This is a genomic window from Microbacterium hibisci, assembly GCF_015278255.1.
In the GTDB taxonomy this organism is placed as follows: domain Bacteria; phylum Actinomycetota; class Actinomycetes; order Actinomycetales; family Microbacteriaceae; genus Microbacterium; species Microbacterium hibisci.
This window is the reverse complement of sequence record NZ_JADIJC010000001.1, coordinates 302,573-319,450: the sequence shown is the minus strand read 5'-3', so window position 1 is coordinate 319,450 and position 16,878 is coordinate 302,573. Positions and strand designations below refer to the sequence as shown.

At 70.9% G+C, this 16,878-nt stretch carries 17 protein-coding genes; 5 read left to right on the top strand and 12 right to left on the bottom strand.

Annotation, left to right across the window (positions count from 1 at the left end; translation table 11 throughout):
• Nucleotides 1-9: 9 nt before the first annotated feature.
• The 4 genes from IM770_RS01535 to IM770_RS01520 all read left to right on the top strand — a co-directional run bounded on the left by IM770_RS01535 (nt 10) and on the right by IM770_RS01520 (nt 2,782).
• Nucleotides 10-501 carry an NfeD family protein gene (locus tag IM770_RS01535; RefSeq protein WP_203579371.1) on the top strand — a complete coding sequence of 164 codons (492 nt, stop codon included), beginning with the start codon at nt 10-12 and terminating at the stop codon, nt 499-501.
• The gene (locus tag IM770_RS01530; RefSeq protein WP_239065603.1) at nt 498-1,499 is read left to right on the top strand and encodes an SPFH domain-containing protein; all 1,002 of its coding nucleotides are present in this window, start codon (nt 498-500) and stop codon (nt 1,497-1,499) included. The genes IM770_RS01535 and IM770_RS01530 overlap by 4 nt, the downstream gene beginning before the upstream one ends.
• Nucleotides 1,496-2,272: a glycerophosphodiester phosphodiesterase family protein gene (locus IM770_RS01525; RefSeq protein WP_203579370.1), complete on the top strand. Its 777-nt coding sequence runs from the start codon at nt 1,496-1,498 to the stop codon at nt 2,270-2,272. The genes IM770_RS01530 and IM770_RS01525 overlap by 4 nt, the downstream gene beginning before the upstream one ends.
• A gap of 126 nt (nt 2,273-2,398) precedes the next feature.
• Entirely contained in the window at nt 2,399-2,782 is a 384-nt protein-coding gene (locus IM770_RS01520) for an RNA polymerase-binding protein RbpA (RefSeq protein ID WP_203579369.1), read from the top strand.
• A gap of 24 nt (nt 2,783-2,806) precedes the next feature.
• Here the strand turns inward: IM770_RS01520 and lnt are convergent, their stop codons facing one another.
• The 9 genes from lnt to IM770_RS01475 form a co-directional block, all read right to left on the bottom strand.
• Entirely contained in the window at nt 2,807-4,372 is a 1,566-nt protein-coding gene (gene lnt / locus IM770_RS01515; protein ID WP_203579368.1) for an apolipoprotein N-acyltransferase, read from the bottom strand.
• Nucleotides 4,373-4,422: 50 nt separating this feature from the next.
• Nucleotides 4,423-6,921 carry a DEAD/DEAH box helicase gene (locus IM770_RS01510; protein WP_203579367.1) on the bottom strand — a complete coding sequence of 833 codons (2,499 nt, stop codon included), beginning with the start codon at nt 6,919-6,921 and terminating at the stop codon, nt 4,423-4,425.
• Complete coding sequence (gene tatC / locus IM770_RS01505; RefSeq protein ID WP_203579366.1) at nt 6,918-7,682, bottom strand: twin-arginine translocase subunit TatC; 765 nt, start codon at nt 7,680-7,682, stop codon at nt 6,918-6,920. The genes IM770_RS01510 and tatC overlap by 4 nt, the downstream gene beginning before the upstream one ends.
• Before the next feature lie 66 nt (nt 7,683-7,748).
• Nucleotides 7,749-7,997, bottom strand: coding sequence for a Sec-independent protein translocase subunit TatA (tatA, locus tag IM770_RS01500; RefSeq protein ID WP_203579365.1), 249 nt, complete (start codon nt 7,995-7,997; stop codon nt 7,749-7,751).
• Nucleotides 7,998-8,063: 66 nt separating this feature from the next.
• Nucleotides 8,064-9,026, bottom strand: coding sequence for a helix-turn-helix transcriptional regulator (locus IM770_RS01495; RefSeq protein ID WP_203579364.1), 963 nt, complete (start codon nt 9,024-9,026; stop codon nt 8,064-8,066).
• Nucleotides 9,023-10,018 carry a helix-turn-helix transcriptional regulator gene (locus IM770_RS01490; RefSeq protein ID WP_203579363.1) on the bottom strand — a complete coding sequence of 332 codons (996 nt, stop codon included), beginning with the start codon at nt 10,016-10,018 and terminating at the stop codon, nt 9,023-9,025. The genes IM770_RS01495 and IM770_RS01490 overlap by 4 nt, the downstream gene beginning before the upstream one ends.
• Before the next feature lie 45 nt (nt 10,019-10,063).
• Nucleotides 10,064-11,023 carry an FKBP-type peptidyl-prolyl cis-trans isomerase gene (locus IM770_RS01485; protein WP_203579362.1) on the bottom strand — a complete coding sequence of 320 codons (960 nt, stop codon included), beginning with the start codon at nt 11,021-11,023 and terminating at the stop codon, nt 10,064-10,066.
• Between the two features lie 9 nt (nt 11,024-11,032).
• The gene (locus IM770_RS01480) at nt 11,033-12,073 is read right to left on the bottom strand and encodes a tRNA (adenine-N1)-methyltransferase (RefSeq protein ID WP_203579361.1); all 1,041 of its coding nucleotides are present in this window, start codon (nt 12,071-12,073) and stop codon (nt 11,033-11,035) included.
• On the bottom strand, nt 12,070-12,777 hold the full coding sequence (locus tag IM770_RS01475) for an HAD family hydrolase (RefSeq protein WP_203579360.1): 708 nt from the start codon (nt 12,775-12,777) through the stop codon (nt 12,070-12,072). The genes IM770_RS01480 and IM770_RS01475 overlap by 4 nt, the downstream gene beginning before the upstream one ends.
• A gap of 92 nt (nt 12,778-12,869) precedes the next feature.
• Here IM770_RS01475 and IM770_RS01470 point away from each other — a divergent pair, with 92 nt between their 5' ends.
• Nucleotides 12,870-13,748: a PAC2 family protein gene (locus IM770_RS01470; RefSeq protein WP_203579359.1), complete on the top strand. Its 879-nt coding sequence runs from the start codon at nt 12,870-12,872 to the stop codon at nt 13,746-13,748.
• A 208-nt stretch (nt 13,749-13,956) separates the two neighbouring features.
• Here the strand turns inward: IM770_RS01470 and IM770_RS01465 are convergent, their stop codons facing one another.
• The 3 genes from IM770_RS01465 to IM770_RS01455 form a co-directional block, all read right to left on the bottom strand.
• Nucleotides 13,957-14,778, bottom strand: a complete 822-nt coding sequence (locus IM770_RS01465) for an undecaprenyl-diphosphate phosphatase (protein WP_203579358.1) — start codon at nt 14,776-14,778, stop codon at nt 13,957-13,959.
• 57 nt (nt 14,779-14,835) lie between these two features.
• Complete coding sequence (locus IM770_RS01460; RefSeq protein WP_203579357.1) at nt 14,836-16,131, bottom strand: M20/M25/M40 family metallo-hydrolase; 1,296 nt, start codon at nt 16,129-16,131, stop codon at nt 14,836-14,838.
• Nucleotides 16,132-16,273: 142 nt separating this feature from the next.
• Nucleotides 16,274-16,825 carry a small multidrug efflux protein gene (locus tag IM770_RS01455; RefSeq protein WP_203579356.1) on the bottom strand — a complete coding sequence of 184 codons (552 nt, stop codon included), beginning with the start codon at nt 16,823-16,825 and terminating at the stop codon, nt 16,274-16,276.
• Between the last annotated feature and the right edge of the window lie 53 nt (nt 16,826-16,878).

Sequence of the window (16,878 nt, the reverse complement as noted above, 5' to 3'; positions counted from 1 at the left end):
AGGCGCACCGTGGAGCTCATCCAGACCATCGAGCAGTGGGCGTGGATCGGCTGGCTCGTCCTGATCCTCGTCTTCCTCGTCATCGAGATGCTCACGCTCGATTTCACCTTTCTGATGCTGAGCATCGGCGGACTCGCGGGGCTCGTGACCGACCTTCTCGGCGCGCCGATCTGGCTGCAGGTGATCGTCGCCGCCGGTGTCGCCGCCATCCTCGTCCTGCTGCTGCGCCCGCCGCTCCTTCGGCGCCTGCGACGCGGCGAGGATCCCACGCCGTCGAACGTCGACGCACTGATCGGCATCGGCGGCACCGTCGTCTTCTCGACGGGCGCTCACAGCGGCCAGGTGAAGCTCGCCAACGGGGATGTCTGGACGGCGCGCGCCGAGTCCGGCGAGCTCGAGCCGGGTGCCCACATCCGCGTGGCGCGCATCGACGGCGCCACCGCGGTCGTCCGCTCCGACTCCCCCGACCCTCTCATCGCACCGGAGGACCCCCGCGTATGAACGACCTCAGCTCGGCCATCCCTACGGCGATCGGCTGGATCCTCGCCGCCGCCGTCTTCATCTTCGTGCTGGTGGTCATCTTCCGCTCGATCCGGATCATCCCCCAGGCCAACGCCGGGATCGTCGAGCGCCTCGGCCGCTACCACAAGACCCTGAGCCCGGGTCTGAACCTGCTCGTGCCCTTCATCGACCGGCTCCGCCCGCTCATCGACATGCGCGAGCAGGTCGTCTCGTTCCCGCCGCAGCCCGTGATCACCGAGGACAACCTCGTGGTCTCGATCGACACGGTCGTGTACTTCCAGGTCACCGACGCCCGGGCCGCCACGTACGAGATCGCGAACTACCTCGGCGCCGTCGAGCAGCTCACCACCACCACGCTGCGCAACGTCGTCGGTGGCCTGAACCTCGAAGAGGCGCTGACCAGCCGTGACGAGATCAACGGCCAGCTCCGCGTCGTCCTCGACGAGGCGACCGGCAAGTGGGGCATCCGCGTCTCGCGCGTCGAGCTGAAGGCGATCGATCCGCCCATCTCCATCCAGGACTCGATGGAGAAGCAGATGCGCGCCGAGCGCGACCGCCGCGCCGCGATCCTCACCGCCGAGGGGTCGAAGCAGTCGCAGATCCTTGAGGCCGAGGGTCGCCGGCAGGCCGAGATCCTCCGCGCCGAGGGCGACAAGCAGGCCGCCGTGCTCCGCGCCCAGGGCGAGGCCGAGGCGATCCAGACCGTCTTCGACGCGATTCACTCGGGCAACCCCGACGACAAGCTGCTGGCCTACCAGTACCTGCAGACTCTGCCGAAGATCGCCGACAGCGCGTCGAGCAAGCTGTGGATCATCCCGAGCGAGTTCACCGACGCGCTCAAGGGTCTGACGGGGTCGTTCGCCGGAGTGATGACGGATGCCGCGGCCCGCGGCCGATCGCAGACTCCCGGCGGCACGGCTGCAGGCGGCCCCGCGTTCAGCGGCCCGCCGCCCGCGGTCACTCCGCCCACTCCGTGACGCATCCCTGGTTCGAGGGCGTCTCCGCGCCGCGCGTGCTCGCGCACCGAGGACTCGTCACGCCGGAAGAAGCGAATCACGGCATCGTCGAGAACTCCTTCGCGGCCGTGGCGGCCGCCCATTCGGCGGGGGCACCCTACGTCGAATCGGACTGCCACCGCACCGCCGACGGCGTCGTCGTGCTGTTCCACGACGACGACCTCTCCCGCGTGACCGGAGACCCGCGCAAAGTCGCCGACGTCTCCTCGCGTGAGCTCGAGCACCTCATGGCCGGGCGCGGCGGCCTCATCACCCTGCGCCAGGCGCTCACCTCGTTCCCCACGCTCCGGTTCAACCTGGACGTGAAGGCCGCGGGCGCCGCCACCGCGGTCGGCACCGAGATCGCCCCGTTCGCCGACCGGGTGCTGCTGACGAGCTTCGCCGACGACCGACGCCGAACGGCGCTCAGCGCGGCGGCCGCGGCGGGTCGCGGCATCCGTCCCGCGACCTCGGCCGGGCGTGGCACCATCACCCGCGTGCTGGCCGCCGTCTCGGCGCGCTCGGATCGGCTCGTGGCGCGAGCCCTCGCGGGCGTGGACGCGCTGCAGATCCCCGAGCGCCAGGGCCGGCTCCGCGTGCTGACGCCGCGGCTCGTCGCCGCTGCGCACCGCCACGGCGTCGAGGTGCACGTGTGGACCGTCAACGCTCCCGACGACATGCTGCGACTGGTCGCGATGGGGGTCGACGGGATCGTCACCGACCGCGCCGACATCGCCCTCGCCGCGCTGGCGTAGCACGCCTCTGGGGACACCGCCCCTCTCCCCTGTGCATCCACTGTGAAAGGTTGATGAACAGGGCCCCTTCGGATGATCCGCTCAGGTCGCTTCGTTATACCTGTACAGCGACGAGAGGACCACAAAATGGCAGACCGCAGTCTGCGCGGCATCCGACTCGGCGCCCAGAGCCTACAGAGCGAAGAGGGCGTCGTGTTCCATGAGCGCGCACAGCACATCTACACGTGCACGTCGTGTGGACGTGACACGACTTTGACCTTCGCGGCCGACGCCGAGGTCCCCCCGGCATGGGAGTGCCGCACGTGCGGCGCCGAGGCGCTGCTACGCGTCGGCGACGGCACGGCGACGGTCGACCACTCCGGTGACAAGACCCCGCGCAGCCACTGGGACATGCTTCTGGAGCGCCGTACCATTCCCGAGCTCGAGGAGCTGCTCGAAGAGCGCCTCGCGTATGTCCGCTCCCGCCGCGGCGCGAGCGAGAACACCCCGGCCGACAAGCTCAGCGCCTGAGCTGACGACCGCGCGACGCCGGCCCTACGGGGCCGGCGTTTTCGTGTTCGCGCGTGCGCGCAGGCGAGCTGCGACGCCGAGCCCCACGAGCACGGCGATGCCGCCGCACGACACCAGGCCGTTCACCCAGCCGCCGGCGACGACGGCCGGCGTGAGTCCCGTGCGCAGCGGCACGTCGGTGAGCATGTGCTCCGGCTCGTCGGCGGGCAGCCCGTCGAGGGTCGAGCCGTCGGGGGCGATCACCTGGCTCGTCCCGACGGTCGAGAGGTTGACGACGGAGCGCCCCGTCTCGATCGCCCGCAGGCGGGCGACGGCCAGCTGCTGGAGGTTCTCGTCGGTGCCGCGGAAGTCGGCGTTGTTGGTCTGGAACAGGTAGATCTCCGCCCCGTCGCGCGCCCCCTCCCAGACGAGTGCGTCGTAGATGACGTCGAAGCAGATCGCCAGGCCGGCGAGCGTCCCGTCGATGTCGAAGACCGGCGGAGTGGTGCCGGGCGTGTAGTCGCGGCCGATCATGCCGATGAGGTCGGGGGCGATCGAGGCGTAGAAGTCGCGGTCGGGCACGTACTCGCCGAACGGCACCGGATTGCGCTTGTCGTAGGTCTGCTCGATGCCGTCGCCGTCGCGCCAGAGGAACGACATGTTGAAATACTCGTCGCCGCGCCGATCGATGCGGTTCGCCACGAGGGGCGCGCCCACCTGCCTCGCCACGCGGTCGAGCGCGGCCGCCGCCACACGGGACTCCTCCGGGTCGAGGTCCACGCTCCCCTCGGGCCAGAGCAGGACGTCGACGTCGTCGGCGCCGAACAGCGGCTCGGTCGCTTCGTACTGCGACTCGAGGATCTCGCCCGCCTCACGCTCGTCGAAGTACCCGGCCGGGCCGTTGCCTTGGACGCTCGCCACGCGCATGGTGCCGGCGGGGGTCGTCGTCCACGCGGGCACCAGCACGAGTGCGGTGGCGATGACGGCGATCGCACCGACCGGCAGAAGCGCGCGGACGCTCACCACGCGACGCCGCGGGGCTCGCACGAGCTCGACCGCTGCGGCGACCAGGGCGACCATCAGGAAGGTGAGCCCCGCCGTGCCCGTCCACGACACGACCTCGGCGAACGGCCCGTTCACCTGCGACGTTCCCACCCGGCCCCACGGGAAGCCTCCGTAGGGGAAGCTTCCCGTCACCGCCTCGCGGGCGGTCCAGAGCGCGGCGACGAGCGTGGATGTCAGCAGGATGCGACCCCGCCGCGGAACCGCACGGGGCACCCACCGGTAGGCCAGCGAGATGAGCACGGCACCGCCGGCCACCAGCGCCGCTTCGAGCACCGAGAGGGCGAGCCACGGCAGCGGCCCCACCCATTCGGCGGTGAAGTCGACGTTGAGCAGGTAGAACGCCAGGCCGAACGCGAGCCCTGTCAGCAGCGCGCCGCCGATACTGCGGCCCACGAGCGTCACGAGCGCCAGCGCGACCGCCACGAACGCCATGGGCCACCATGCCACCGACGGGAACGACACGTCAAACAGTGCGCCCGCGCCCGCCGACACCGCGACGGCCGCCCACAGCGGCAGGAGGGGGCGCGGTGCGGCGTCGGGTGGCACGGATTCAGCCTAGGCGAGCGCGACCTGCTCCCCCGCCCTGGGCGGGTCCGTTACACGCCCGAGTACGCGACGATGCCCCGGCGTACGGCGTCGAGCGCCTTGCGCGCCGTGCCGGCGATCGGCTGCTCGGCGACGAGCGACAGCTGATCGAGCAGATCGATCGTCTGCTTGGCCCAGCGCACGAAGTCGCCGGCGGCCATGTCGGCCTCCACGAGCACGCGATCCAGCGTCCCGCCGCGCGCCCAGCTGTGCATGGCCTGCGCGAGGCCCGCTGCCACCGGCTCGGTGCCGGGCAGTCGGTGCTCCTGCTCGAGATCGTCGAGCTCCTGCCAGAGCGACAGCGTCGACTCGAACGCGGCGCGGAACGGCCCTCGAGGCAGCCCGCGCTCCCCGGGGCCCGCGTCGTCCCGCCGCGGCTCGTAGACCAGCGAGCACGCGAGCGCCGCCAGCGACGCGGCATCCAGGTCCCGCCAGATCCCGCGTCGCAGCGACTCCGCGACGAGCAGATCGCGCTCGCCGTAGATGCGGCGCATGGTGCGTCCGGCGGGCGTCAGCGCCGTCGTGCCGTCCGCCTCGACCGAGACGTACTCGAGGGCGTCGAGCACATCGACGACGCGATCGAAGATGCGCGCGACGGTCCCTGTGCGCGTGTCGATCTGCCGCCGCAGCCGGTCGATCTCGCGCTTGAGCTTCCAATAGCGCTCGGCCCACCGCGCGTGGTGCTCGCGGTCAGGGCACTGGTGGCACGGATGCCGCTGCATCTGCTTGCGCAGGCTGTCGATGTGCCGCAGTCGCTCATCGCGCGTGCGACGGGAGGCATTTGCATCTTTGCGGTTGGTCTTCTCGAGGTCGCTCAGCTCGCGGCGGATACGCGAGTACTCGCCGAAGTCTCCGCGGTCGCACGTCATCGCCTTCTGGTAGCCCGCGAGGGACTCCTCCTGCTCGCGCACCTGACGGGCGATCCCGACCACGGCGCGGTCCGCCTGGAACTGCGCGAACGACGACTCCAGGATCTCGCGCGCGCGGGCCCGGCCGAACTGGTCGATGAGGTTGACGGCCATGTTGTAGGTGGGCCGGAAGCTGGAGTTGAGCGGATAGGTGCGACGCGATGCCAGGGCGGCGACCGCCTGCGGGTCGAGGCCCTCCGTCCACTGGATGACAGCGTGGCCCTCGACGTCGATGCCGCGCCGCCCGGCGCGGCCGGTGAGCTGCGTGTACTCCCCCGACGTGATCGCGACGCGCGCCTCACCGTTGAACTTCTCGAGCTTCTCGAGCACCACCGTGCGCGCGGGCATGTTGATGCCGAGCGCGAGGGTCTCGGTGGCGAACACGACCTTGACGAGCTTGCGCTGGAAGAGCTCCTCCACGACCTCCTTGAACGCCGGAAGCAGTCCCGCGTGGTGCGACGCGACGCCACGTTCGAGGTTCTCGCGCCACTCCCAGAACCCCAGGACCGCCAGATCCTCCTCCAGGAGAGAGCGGGTGCGCTCCTCGACGATCGCGCGGATCTCGCGACGCTCCTCCTGCGAGGTCAGGCGCACACCCGACCGGCGCACCTGCTGCACGGCGGCGTCGCACCCGGCACGGCTGAAGATGAAGAAGATCGCCGGAAGAAGGTTCGAGCGGCCCAGCAGCTCGACGACGTCGGGGCGGTCCAGGCGCTCGATGCGCTGCACGTTCGCGGAGCGCACCGGCCGTTTGCCGCCGCGCTGGGGACGGCGGCGGGATGCCTCGTACCCGGCCTGGCGCGCACTGTTGAAGGCCTGCGCGCGCCGGTTGTTCTCGAAGTTCGAGCCCTTGAAGGAGCGGATGCGCATGAGCTCCTGGTTGACCTGGGCTGTCGCGATGCCGGCGCGATCGTCGAACAGCGGCAGCAGGTCGCCGCGCACGAGCACGTGCTGCTCGAGGGGCACCGGACGCGTCTCCGAGACGATGACCTCGGTGTCCCCCCGGACGGTGTCGAGCCAGTCGCCGAACTCCTCGGCGTTCGAGACGGTCGCCGACAGCGACACGAGCCGCACGCTCGGCGCGAGGTGGATGATGACCTCCTCCCACACCGCGCCCCGGAACCGGTCGGCGAGATAGTGGACCTCGTCCATGACCACGTAGCGCAGGCCCCGCAGCGCCGGAGAGTCCGCGTACAGCATGTTGCGGAGCACTTCGGTGGTCATGACGACGATGCGCGCGTTGCCGTTGATGTTCGTGTCACCGGTGAGAAGCCCGACCTCGTCGGCGCCGTAGACGTCCTGCAGCTCGCGGAACTTCTGGTTCGACAGCGCCTTCATCGGCGTGGTGTAGAACGCCTTGTCCCCGGGTTCGCGCATCGCGAGGTGCACCGCGAACTCGCCCACGATCGTCTTTCCGGCACCGGTGGGCGCCGCCACCAGCACGCTGCGGCCGTCCTCGAGGGCGCGGCATCCCTCGATCTGGAACGGGTCGAGCGTGAACCGCTGCGACGCGGCGAAGTCGGCCGTGATCGGATGGGTGCGATCCAGCTGAGCCGAGTCGCGCGCTCGCGCGTAGCGCTCGGCAGGAGCGGGGTCCGTCACGCCGACGCCTCAGGCGGCAGCAGCGTGGCGCTGCGCTTCGCCTTGCGCCGGTCGAACAGCATCGACAGCCCCACGGCCGCGAAGTACAGCACGCAGAGGATGCCGGCGAGGAGCAGCATCGACGTGACGTCGGCCGCCGGCGTCGCCGCCGCGGCGAACACGGTGATCACGAGGATCGCCACACGCCAGCCTTTGAGGATCTCCCGCCCCGAGACCACCCCAGCGAGGTTCAGCGCGACCAGGAACACCGGGGTGACGAACGAGATGCCGATGACCAGCAGCAGCTTGAAGACGAAGTCGTAGTACGTCGCGTAATCGTAGAACTGCGCGATGCCCTGGTCGTTCGGGACGAAGTTGGCCATCAGCACCACCATGTGCGGCATGATGAGCCAGCCGACGTAGAGGCCCGCCATGAACAGCGGGATCGCGGACGCGAGGAACCCGATCGTGTAGCGCACCTCTTTGCGCGTCAGGCCGGGCATGATGAACGCCCAGATCTGCCACAGCCAGATGGGAGCCGAGATCAGCAGGCCGATCGCGAACGCGATCCGCATGTGCAGATCGAAGCCGCTCGAGACGGTGGTGAAGTTCAGCGCGATGTCCTGATCGCCCCGCTCCTCCGCGATGTGCACGATCGGCTGTGCGAGCAGATCGATGACCCAGCCGCTGATGATGAAGGCGATCACCATGCCGACAATGAGACCGGCCGCGCCGATGAAGAACCGCTTCCGCAGCTCGCGCAGGTGTCCGCCGAGGGACATGCGCTTATCGCGCCGAGGCTGTTCCGGCTCCTCGATGCGCGGTGGATCCGTGGTGACCACGGCGGGTCAGGATGACGGGTCTGCGGTGCTGCTGGTCGAGCTCGCGGGCGTGTCGGCCTTCGGAGTCTCGGACGCCACGCTGTCGGCCTTCGGCTTGGCCGTGGCGTCGTCCTCCTTCATCGCCTTCATCTCGCCCTTGAAGACCCGGGCGGACTGACCGAGGCTCTTGGCGAGGGCCGGCAGTTTCGCAGCCCCGAACAGGAGCAGGATCACCGCGAGGATGATCAGAAGGTGCGGCCATCCGAATGCGCCCATGCGGAGTCTCCTTGTCGGTGCGGATGTGGGACCAGTGTAACCCGGTGAGAAGGCCGGCGAACGACGTCAGCGGTATTGGGCCAATCCGGCCTCTGCCCAGTCCGCCACGGCGCGCCGAGCGCCGGCGGGCTCGAGCACCTCGACGGCACCGCCGCGGCGTGTGACAGGGCGGCGCAGACTCAGCTCGTCGGCGACCCGCATCGTGGCGATCGTGACGCCCTCGGCGGTCTCCAGCGTGGCCCGGTCGAGGTAGTCGCCGAGGAGAGGCGCGACCTCCTCGGGGAAGCGGATGCGCGTCACGACGTCACCGGCGCCGGTGTCGAACCAGTCCGGCACGTGGTCGCCGGCGTGCGCGCTGGGGATGCCGGTGAGCTCGAGGTCGCTCACGCGGTCGAGGTGGAACGTGCGCATCGCCTCGCGCAGGTGACACCACCCCTGCAGGTACCACTGGCCGCTCGCGATGTGCACCTTGACCGGGTCGACCGTGCGCGTGGTGGGCGCGGCATCCGGCGCCTTGTACGTGAACGACACGGCGACGCGCCGACGCAGCGCGTCGGCGACCAGGTCGCGCACCGCGTCGACCGGCTCGGTGGCGAGGATCATCTCCGGCGGGGTTCCCGACGCGCCGCGCGCCAGTTTCGCGAGGAGGCCCGCGTACAGCTCGGTGTCGCCGACGCCGGGGATCGACCGCGCCAGCTGCAGGCCCGCCAGCAGCGCCGCGGCCTCGCGCGCGGTCAGCTTGGGCGCGCGCTCGAGCCCGACGGAGTTGGTGATGACGATGAGATCGCGCTCGTCGAGCAGGTCCCAGTCGATGTCGAACAGATCGTTGGCCATCTGCCAGTAGCCGCGGTCGCCGGGCAGCCCGATGACGGTCAGCTTCTCGACCATCGACCGCATCTGATCGGCCGTGACGTCGAACTCGTCGGCGGCCTCGGCCAGCGACACCTCGCCCTTGCCGATGAGATACGGCACGAGCTGGAGCATGAGGGCCGCCCGGTCGGTCGCCACGAGCGGTCGCCTGGCGGTCATGACGCTCCCCCGTGCAGCTCGCGGGTGGCGGCGAGGCGATCGATCACGCGGTCGCGCAGGTCGGCGGGTTCCACCACGCGCACCTCGGGTCCGTACGAGGCGAGCTCGTCGGCGAAGATGTGCGGGTCGACGTACGCCACGCGGATGCCCTGCTCGGCCGGCTGTGCGCGCCGCGCAAGACGCAGCGCCGCCTCGGTGCCGGGGTTGACCTCCAGCAGCGCGGAGTTGCGGGCGGCGACCTCGTCGAGTCCGGCGAGGGCGCGGTCGCCCGCGCCTTCGCGCAGGGCCGGGTCGAACGACGCCCGGGTCAGCACGACGGGGCCGACGATGCGGGTGAGCAGGAACGTGCGATCGGCGTCGACATCGAGGTCGATGCCGAACACGTGCCAGCGGCCTTCGTACTCGACGAGCGCCAGCGGTCGGACGCGCCGCGTGCGCGGCGCCTCCTCCCCCGGCTTGAGGTACGGGAAGGTGACGACGCGACTCTGCTCGATCGCCTGCTGCAGCGCCGGGAACGCGGGGTCGTGCATGGTCAGGCGCGGCGAGAACCCGATGATCGGCTCGTCGACCAGGTCGCCCAGCGCGCGGATCTTGCGCAGGCCGCTGCGCGCATCGTCCGACATGGAGCTCTCGCTCCACACGCCTCCGGCGAGCGTCAGCAGCGCCAGCTCGGCCGGGGTGAACTCGATGTCTTCGGGGAGCTCGTACTCCGCGCTCGGGACGCGGTACCGCGCCTCGCGCAGATCGTCGGGGTCTGCCCAGTCGCCGATGGTCTCGATCGGCACGCCGAGTCCGCGCAGCGACTCCTTGTCGCGCTCGAACATCTTCTCGAGCGCGTCCTTGGACGCCCCTGCCTCGCTCTGCTCGCGGTAGCCGGCGACCGAGGTCAGGATGGTGTCCTTCGTGAGGCCCTGATCGGTCGCGATCAGCGCCACCACGAGGTTGACCAGGCGCTCCTCGGGCGGGATCTTCGCGGCGGCGGTGGCAGGCACCCGCCTATCTTAGAGCCGTGCGCGGCGGGGTCGCCGAACCCGGGCTCACTCCGCCGGAGCGGCGTCGATCCCGAGGACGTCGATCACGAAGACGAGGGTCGAACCGGCCGGGATGGCGTCCCGCGGCTCATCCCCGTAGCCCTGGTCGGGCGGGATGACGACGAGCACCTGCGAGCCGACCGTCGCCCCCTCCAGCGCCTCGGCGAAGCCGGGCACGACGGCGTCGAGGGTGAGCGGCGCGGGCTGGCTGTCCCACGTGGTGTCGAAGGCCTCGTTCTCGCCCCAGACCACACCGGTGTAGTGGACGCGCACCGGCAGGTCGCCGGTCACCTCTTCGCCGCTGCCCTTCTTGAGGGTCTGCACGACGAGCTCGGCGGGCGGCGCGCCGTCCGGGATGATCAGGCCGGGGCGGCCGTCGGGCGCACGGACGACAGTGGGCAGCCCGAAGCCGCTGTTGAACTGGTTCTGACCGTCTGCCGCCGACAGGTACACCTTGTGGAGATCGATGACGGCCACGAGGGCGTCGCCGTCGTCGAGACCGGCCTGGCCTGCCACACCGTCGGCGAGGTCGTCCTGTGACAGCGCGATGGCCACGCGCGAGCCCTCGGTGGCGCAGTGCAGCGCCTCCTCGAGGCCCGGGAAGTTGGCGAACTGCGACACTGACGACACCCGCGACAGGTCGCCGTCGTACTGGGTTTCGGCGAGCAGTTCGCCGGTGGCGCCGCTGAACAGTGAGACGTCGAGGACGACGGGCTGCGTGTCGGACGTGATCGCGGTGCCGTCGCCGACGACGACATCCTCGTACGCCAGCTCCGAAGCCTTCAGCGGGGTGTAGATCTCCACGTCGGGCTGCTCGCCGATCTCGCCGCTGACGTCGATGAGGTCCATCACGTCGGCATCGGACACGGCGGAACGGGAGCAGTCGGAGGACCAGGGCATCGAGCACCCGGTGAGGCCGACGGTCACCAGGCCGAGGACGGCGAGGGCAGCGGGGATCTTGCGCACCGGGCTAGTTTAGGCGGACTCGCCCGGGTGGTCCGCACGCCCCGACGCCAGGCGCGCGCCCTCCGCGGCGCGCTCGGCCTCCCGGACGCGCTTGCGCAGGTTCTTGTCGGTGATCTGCCGGTCGCCCACGGCTCCGGGCGTCCAGAGCTCGACGTCCTCGTCGCCGTAGCTCGACTTCGACGCGCGGCGCTTGACCTCGGGCGGGACGGCGCCGGGCGCAAGGCGCCGCGCCCAGATGAGGAAGCCGGTGTGCGCCACCATGCGGTGGTCGGGGCGCACGGCCAGGCCCTCGACGTGCCAGCCCCGCACCATCGTCTCGTTCGCGTCGGGCTCGGTGAACAGCCCCGTGCCGCGGATGTACTCCGCGACGCGGCTGAGCTGGGTGGCGGTCGCGACGTAGCAGACCACGACGCCGCCGGGAGTGAGCGCCTCGGCCACCGCATCGATGCACTCCCACGGCGCCAGCATGTCGAGCACGACGCGATCCACGGATGCCGGAGCCACGGCATCCGTCAGCTCTTCCGCCAGATCGCCCACGACGACGTCCCAGTTGGCGGGCACGTGACCGGTGAAGGTCTCGACGTTCGCGCGCGCGACGGCGGCAAAGTCGTCGCGTCGCTCGAACGACACCAGGCGTCCCTCGGCGCCGATGGCGCGCAGCAGCCACAGCGACAGCGCGCCCGAGCCGACACCGGCCTCGACGACCGTGGCGCCGGGGAAGATGTCGGCTTGGGCGAGGATCTGCGCGGCGTCCTTCGGGTAGACGATGGCCGCACCGCGGGGCATCGACATCACGAAGTCGCGCAGCAGCGGCCGGAGCGCGAGGTACTCGTGCCCGCCGCTGTTGGCGACGACGGAGCCGTCGGGCTGCCCGACGAGCTGCTCGTGCTTCAGGACACCGTGGTGCGTGTGGAGCTCGCCGCCGGTCCGGAGCGTGATCGTGTGCAGGCGGCCCTTCGGACCCGTCAGCTGCACGCGGTCGCCGAGGCGGAACGGGCCGCTCGGGCGCTCGGCAGCAGCCGTCGTGTCGGCGGTGGTGTCGGGAGTCATCGGGCGACCTCCTGGTTCGAGTGGGCGGCGCGGAGGCGGGAGCGGTGTGCGGCGTGGAAGGCGACGACATCGTCGGCCGAGCGCCCGTCGAGCGTCTCCCAGAGCGCGTGGGCGCCGACGCCGGTCAGCGAGACCATGAGCGGCACGCCGATCACCGAGGCGCCCGAGGCGATCGCGGAGCGCAGCCCATTCGGAGAGTCCTCGATCGCGACGGTCTCGTCAGGGGTGACTCCGAGCGCCTCGCAGGCCTGCAGGTAGGGATCGGGAAAGGGTTTCGGGCGCGTGACGTCGTCGCCCGCCACGACGACGTCGAAGGCGTCGAAGTCGATGAGGTCGACGACCGTCTGCGCCATGCGGCGCATCGACATCGTCACGAGGCCCGTCTTGATCCCCGCCGCGCGCAGGCCCGCGAGCAGCTCGCGCGCACCGGGCCGGAAGGGCACGCCGGTGTCGGCCAGCTGACGCATCACCTCGTCGGTGAGATGGTCGACGATCGCGTCGGTCGTCATGCGCACGCCGGCGCCCTGGAGGATCCGGGCGGAGTCGTCGAGCCCGAGCCCGACGAGACCGAGCGCCTGCTCGTGCGACCACGTCCCCCCGAAGCTCTCGATGAGCGGCGTCTCGGCCGCCATCCAATACGGCTCGGTGTCGACGAGGGTGCCGTCCATGTCCCACAGGACGGCGGCGAGTCGGGGCGCGTTCACCGTCCAATCCTACGAGGGGCCTCCGGCCTCCCACCGGGAGGGGGGCATATCCTGGAACGAACCCCGCAGCGGTTGCGGGCAGAGGGGGTCTCGTGGACGGACTGGGTCGTCGTGTTCTCGTCGCCGCGTTCGACGGCTGGAACGACGCGGGCGAAGCCGCGTCGTCCGCGATCACCCAGCTGCGCGAGGGCGGCTCGTACGACACCGTCTTCTCGGTGGATCCCGAGCTCTATTTCGACTACCAGTACACGCGCCCGCACATCGCCGCCGACGGCGACGGCGGGCGCAGCCTGCGCTGGCCCGAGGCGACGCTGCTGCGTCCTGCGCGGGCGACCCGCGGCGGCACCCAGCTGTGGCTGCTCACCGGTGTCGAGCCGGCCCGCGCATGGCAGGCATTCGCGTCGGAGTTCATCGACGTCGCCCTGCGGGAGGACATCACGGGATTCGTCGCGATCGGCTCGATGATGTCGGACGTGCCGCACACGCGTCCGATCTCGGTCTTCGCCGGCAGCGACAACGAGGCGCTGCGCGGCAAGCTGTCGCTCGAGCGCAGCACCTACGAGGGACCTGTCGGCATCCTCAGCGTGCTGGGCGACGCCGCCGAGCGCGCCGGCATCCCGACCGCCAGCCTCTGGGCGAGCGTGCCGCACTACGTCGCCGGCCACACGCCCTCCCCCAAGGCCACACTGGCGTTGCTCGACCGCCTCGAAGATCTCACCGGCGCACCGGTGGCTCGCGGCGATCTCGCGACCGAGGCGGTCGCGTGGGAGGCGTCGATCGACGCCGCCGCGGCCGACGACGAGGAGATGACGGAGTACATCCACCAGCTCGAGCGCACGCGCGACACGTGGGACTCCCCCGAGGCCTCGGGCGATGCGATCGCACAGGAGTTCGAGCGGTACCTGCGGCGCACCGACGGCAAGCCGGGCGACGGGCCGCAGAAGCCCGGACGCGACGACCCGCGCCGCTGAGCGGCCTCCGGCGCCTTCTCATCGCGCCGGCGCCTTCTCATCGCGGCGGCACGCGGCGGGCGCGGTCCGGCCGGGTCGCGGCATCCGTCGACCAACCGCTTTCTCGGCGAACAACCCCGCTGTCGGCGCCGACAGCGTGGTTGCTCGACGAGACCGCGTCATCTCGACAGCACGTGGAGCGCCGGTGTGTGAGCGGGCGCTACGGCGGCTAGGGGTTGATGACGCCCGTGCTCAGCAGCACCAGCAGCAGGGAGCCCACCGCCACGCGGTAGACCACGAACGGCAGGAAGCTGTGCTTCGAGATCCAGTTCATGAAGAACGCGATCACGCCGAGCGCCACGATGAACGCGACCGCGGTCGCGACGGCCGTCTCGCCGAGGGTGAAGACGCCGGGCTCGCCGAAGCTCTTGAAGAGCTGGAAGAAGCCGCTGCCGAAGACGGCGGGGATCGCGAGGAGGAAGGCGTAGCGGGCGGCGGCCGCGCGCTCGTAGCCCATGAAGAGGCCCGCGGTGATCGTGCCGCCGGAGCGTGACACGCCCGGGATGAGCGCGAGCGACTGCGCGAACCCGTAGATCACGCCGTGGCCGACGGTGATGTCCTGCAGCTTGCGCTTCTTGGCACCGACGTGGTCGGCGATGCCGAGCAGCACGCCGAAGAAGATCAGCATGCCCGCCGTGATCCACAGCGATCGGAGCACGGTCTCGATCTGATCCTGGAACAGCAGCCCGAGCACGACGATCGGGATCGACCCGATGATGATGAGCCACCCCATCTTCGCGTCGGGGTCGTTCCGCGGGATGCGCCCGGCCAGCGATCGGAACCAGTGGCCGATGATGCGCACGATGTCGCGCCAGAAGAACACCACGACGGCCGCCTCGGTGCCGATCTGCGTGATGGCGGTGAACGCCGCTCCCGGGTCCTCGGCCGAGGGCAGGAACTCGCCCAGGATGCGCAGATGCGCGCTGGACGAGATCGGCAGGAACTCGGTCAGTCCCTGGACGAAGCCGAGGATGATCGCTTCGAGAAGCATGGGCGCCTTTCAGACGTGCAGGAGACGGATGCCGCGGCCCGCGGCATCCGTCGGGAATCAATAGGTGCGGAGCAGATCGGTGAGCACGGCTTGGCCGAACACCAGCGCGTCGATCGGCACGCGCTCGTCGACACCGTGGAACATGCCCGTGAAGTCGAGGTCTGCCGGGAGCCGCAGCGGCGCGAAGCCGTACCCGGCGATCCCGAGCGCCGCGAGCGCCTTGTTGTCGGTGCCGCCGCCCATGAGGTAGGGCACGACCGGCGCACCGGGATCGTGGCGCCCGAGCGCGGCCACCATGGCGTCGACGAGGTCGCCCGAGAAGGGCACCTCGAGCCCGATGTCCTGGTGGACGACCTCGACCTCGACCCCGTCGCCGACGATACGGCGGATGTCGGCCAGGGCCGCCTCCTCGGTGCCGGGCAGCACCCGCACGTCGATGAGCGCCTCGGCACGATCGGGGATGACGTTGTGCTTGTAGCCGGCGACGAGACCGGTCGGGTTGGTGGTCGTCCGCAGCGTGGACCGGAGGAAACCGGATGCCGCGCCCGTCGCCGCGGCGACGGCATCGGGGTCGCTCGCGGCCTGGCCGGTGAGGCCGGCGAGCCGCGCCGTCATCTCGCGAGTGGTGTCGGTGAGCGTCACGGGCCACGCCGTGCGGCCGAGGGCCGCGACGGCTTCGGCCAGACGGGTCACGGCGTTGTCGGCGTGGAGGCTCGACCCGTGCGCGGCGCGGCCGCGCGCCACGAGGCGGATCCACACGAGGGCCTTCTCCCCGACCTGCAGAAGGTACGCGTGACTGTCGCCGACGGGGATCGAGTAGCCGCCGACCTCGCTGATCGCCTCGGTGGCGCCGGCGAACCACTCCGGGTGGTTCTCGACGACCAGCGCCGAGCCTTCGATGCCGCCGTTCTCCTCGTCGGCGAAGAACGTGAGCACGAGGTCGCGCTCGGGCTGCTCGCCCGCGCGCAGGATGTCGGCGACCGACGTGAGGATCATGGCGTCCATGTCCTTCATGTCGACAGCACCGCGGCCCCAGAGCATGCCGTCCTTGACGACGCCGCCGAACGGGTCGACGCTCCAGTCCTCGGCGATGGCCGGCACGACGTCGAGGTGCCCGTGCAGCACCAGCGCCGGCTTGTCGCGGTTGCGCCCGACGACGCGCGCCATCACGTTCGTGCGGCGCGCGACGGGTTCGTAGTACTCCGGGGCCAGGCCGAGACCTTCGAGGTACGCGCCGACGTACTCGGCGGCCTCGCGCTCGCCGGCGGCGCGTCCGCCGCCGTGATTCGTGGTGTCGAAGCGGATCAGGTCCCGCGCGATCGCGGCGACTTCGGGGAGTTCGGCTTCGGGCATGCGCTCCAACCTACCCGGCCTCCCGGCTCTCGCGATTCGCGGCGCTGGCAGGTCGTTCCTGCTCGCGCCGGCGCTCCGCGACGACGGCCTCCCGGCCGCGCCGTTCCGCGCGGGCCGGGAGGCCGTGTCCGTGGATGCGGGGTCAGTGGGCGACCGCCACCACTCCGGTGATCACCAGGGTGAGCAGCGTGGTCCACCCGACGATGGCGACAGCCTGCCACGCGAGGATCCGCACCGTGCCGACGCCCGCGCCGGCGAGCATGGTGGCTGTGAACTGCGTGGGCAGCAGCAGCGGGCCGAGGAGGCTCACGCCGGGGACGCCGTAACGCTCGAAGGCGCGCTGGAACTTCGCCCTGCGGGCGGAGCCGCGGTCGTCGGCCGCGGCGGGTGCGGGGGCGTCGGCGACCGCGTCGGCCTCGGCGCCGCCCGCCGCGACGAGTCGCCGCGCGCGGTGAGCCGTGACCACGGCCGAGCGGGTGCGTGCGGCGAGCAGCACGAGCACGGTGACGCACACGAAGTTGCCGATGATGGCCGCGGCCGCCGCGATCACGGGGTTCACGCCTCCGACGATGCCGATGGCGGCGGCGCCTTCGCCCTCGACGAAGGGGATGGCCGCGGCGCCCGCGACGATGAGCGGCTGGAGGAGGTCGGGGACGTTCGCGACGAGGTTCTGGAACGTGTCGATGAGGTTCATGTCGGCACCTTTCGAGTCTGTGGAGGAGGTGGCGTCGGAGCCGTGTTCCTCCG

What these genes read in the sequence shown, in the direction of transcription:
- IM770_RS01530 (WP_239065603.1), top strand. Translation starts at nt 498, where the DNA reads ATGAACGACCTCAGCTCGGCCATCCCTACGGCGATCGGCTGGATCCTC.
- IM770_RS01520 (WP_203579369.1), top strand. Translation starts at nt 2,399, where the DNA reads ATGGCAGACCGCAGTCTGCGCGGCATCCGACTCGGCGCCCAGAGCCTA.
- tatC (WP_203579366.1), bottom strand. Translation starts at nt 7,682, where the DNA reads ATGTCCCTCGGCGGACACCTGCGCGAGCTGCGGAAGCGGTTCTTCATC.
- tatA (WP_203579365.1), bottom strand. Translation starts at nt 7,997, where the DNA reads ATGGGCGCATTCGGATGGCCGCACCTTCTGATCATCCTCGCGGTGATC.
- IM770_RS01495 (WP_203579364.1), bottom strand. Translation starts at nt 9,026, where the DNA reads ATGACCGCCAGGCGACCGCTCGTGGCGACCGACCGGGCGGCCCTCATG.
- IM770_RS01480 (WP_203579361.1), bottom strand. Translation starts at nt 12,073, where the DNA reads ATGACTCCCGACACCACCGCCGACACGACGGCTGCTGCCGAGCGCCCG.
- IM770_RS01465 (WP_203579358.1), bottom strand. Translation starts at nt 14,778, where the DNA reads ATGCTTCTCGAAGCGATCATCCTCGGCTTCGTCCAGGGACTGACCGAG.
- IM770_RS01460 (WP_203579357.1), bottom strand. Translation starts at nt 16,131, where the DNA reads ATGCCCGAAGCCGAACTCCCCGAAGTCGCCGCGATCGCGCGGGACCTG.
- IM770_RS01455 (WP_203579356.1), bottom strand. Translation starts at nt 16,825, where the DNA reads ATGAACCTCATCGACACGTTCCAGAACCTCGTCGCGAACGTCCCCGAC.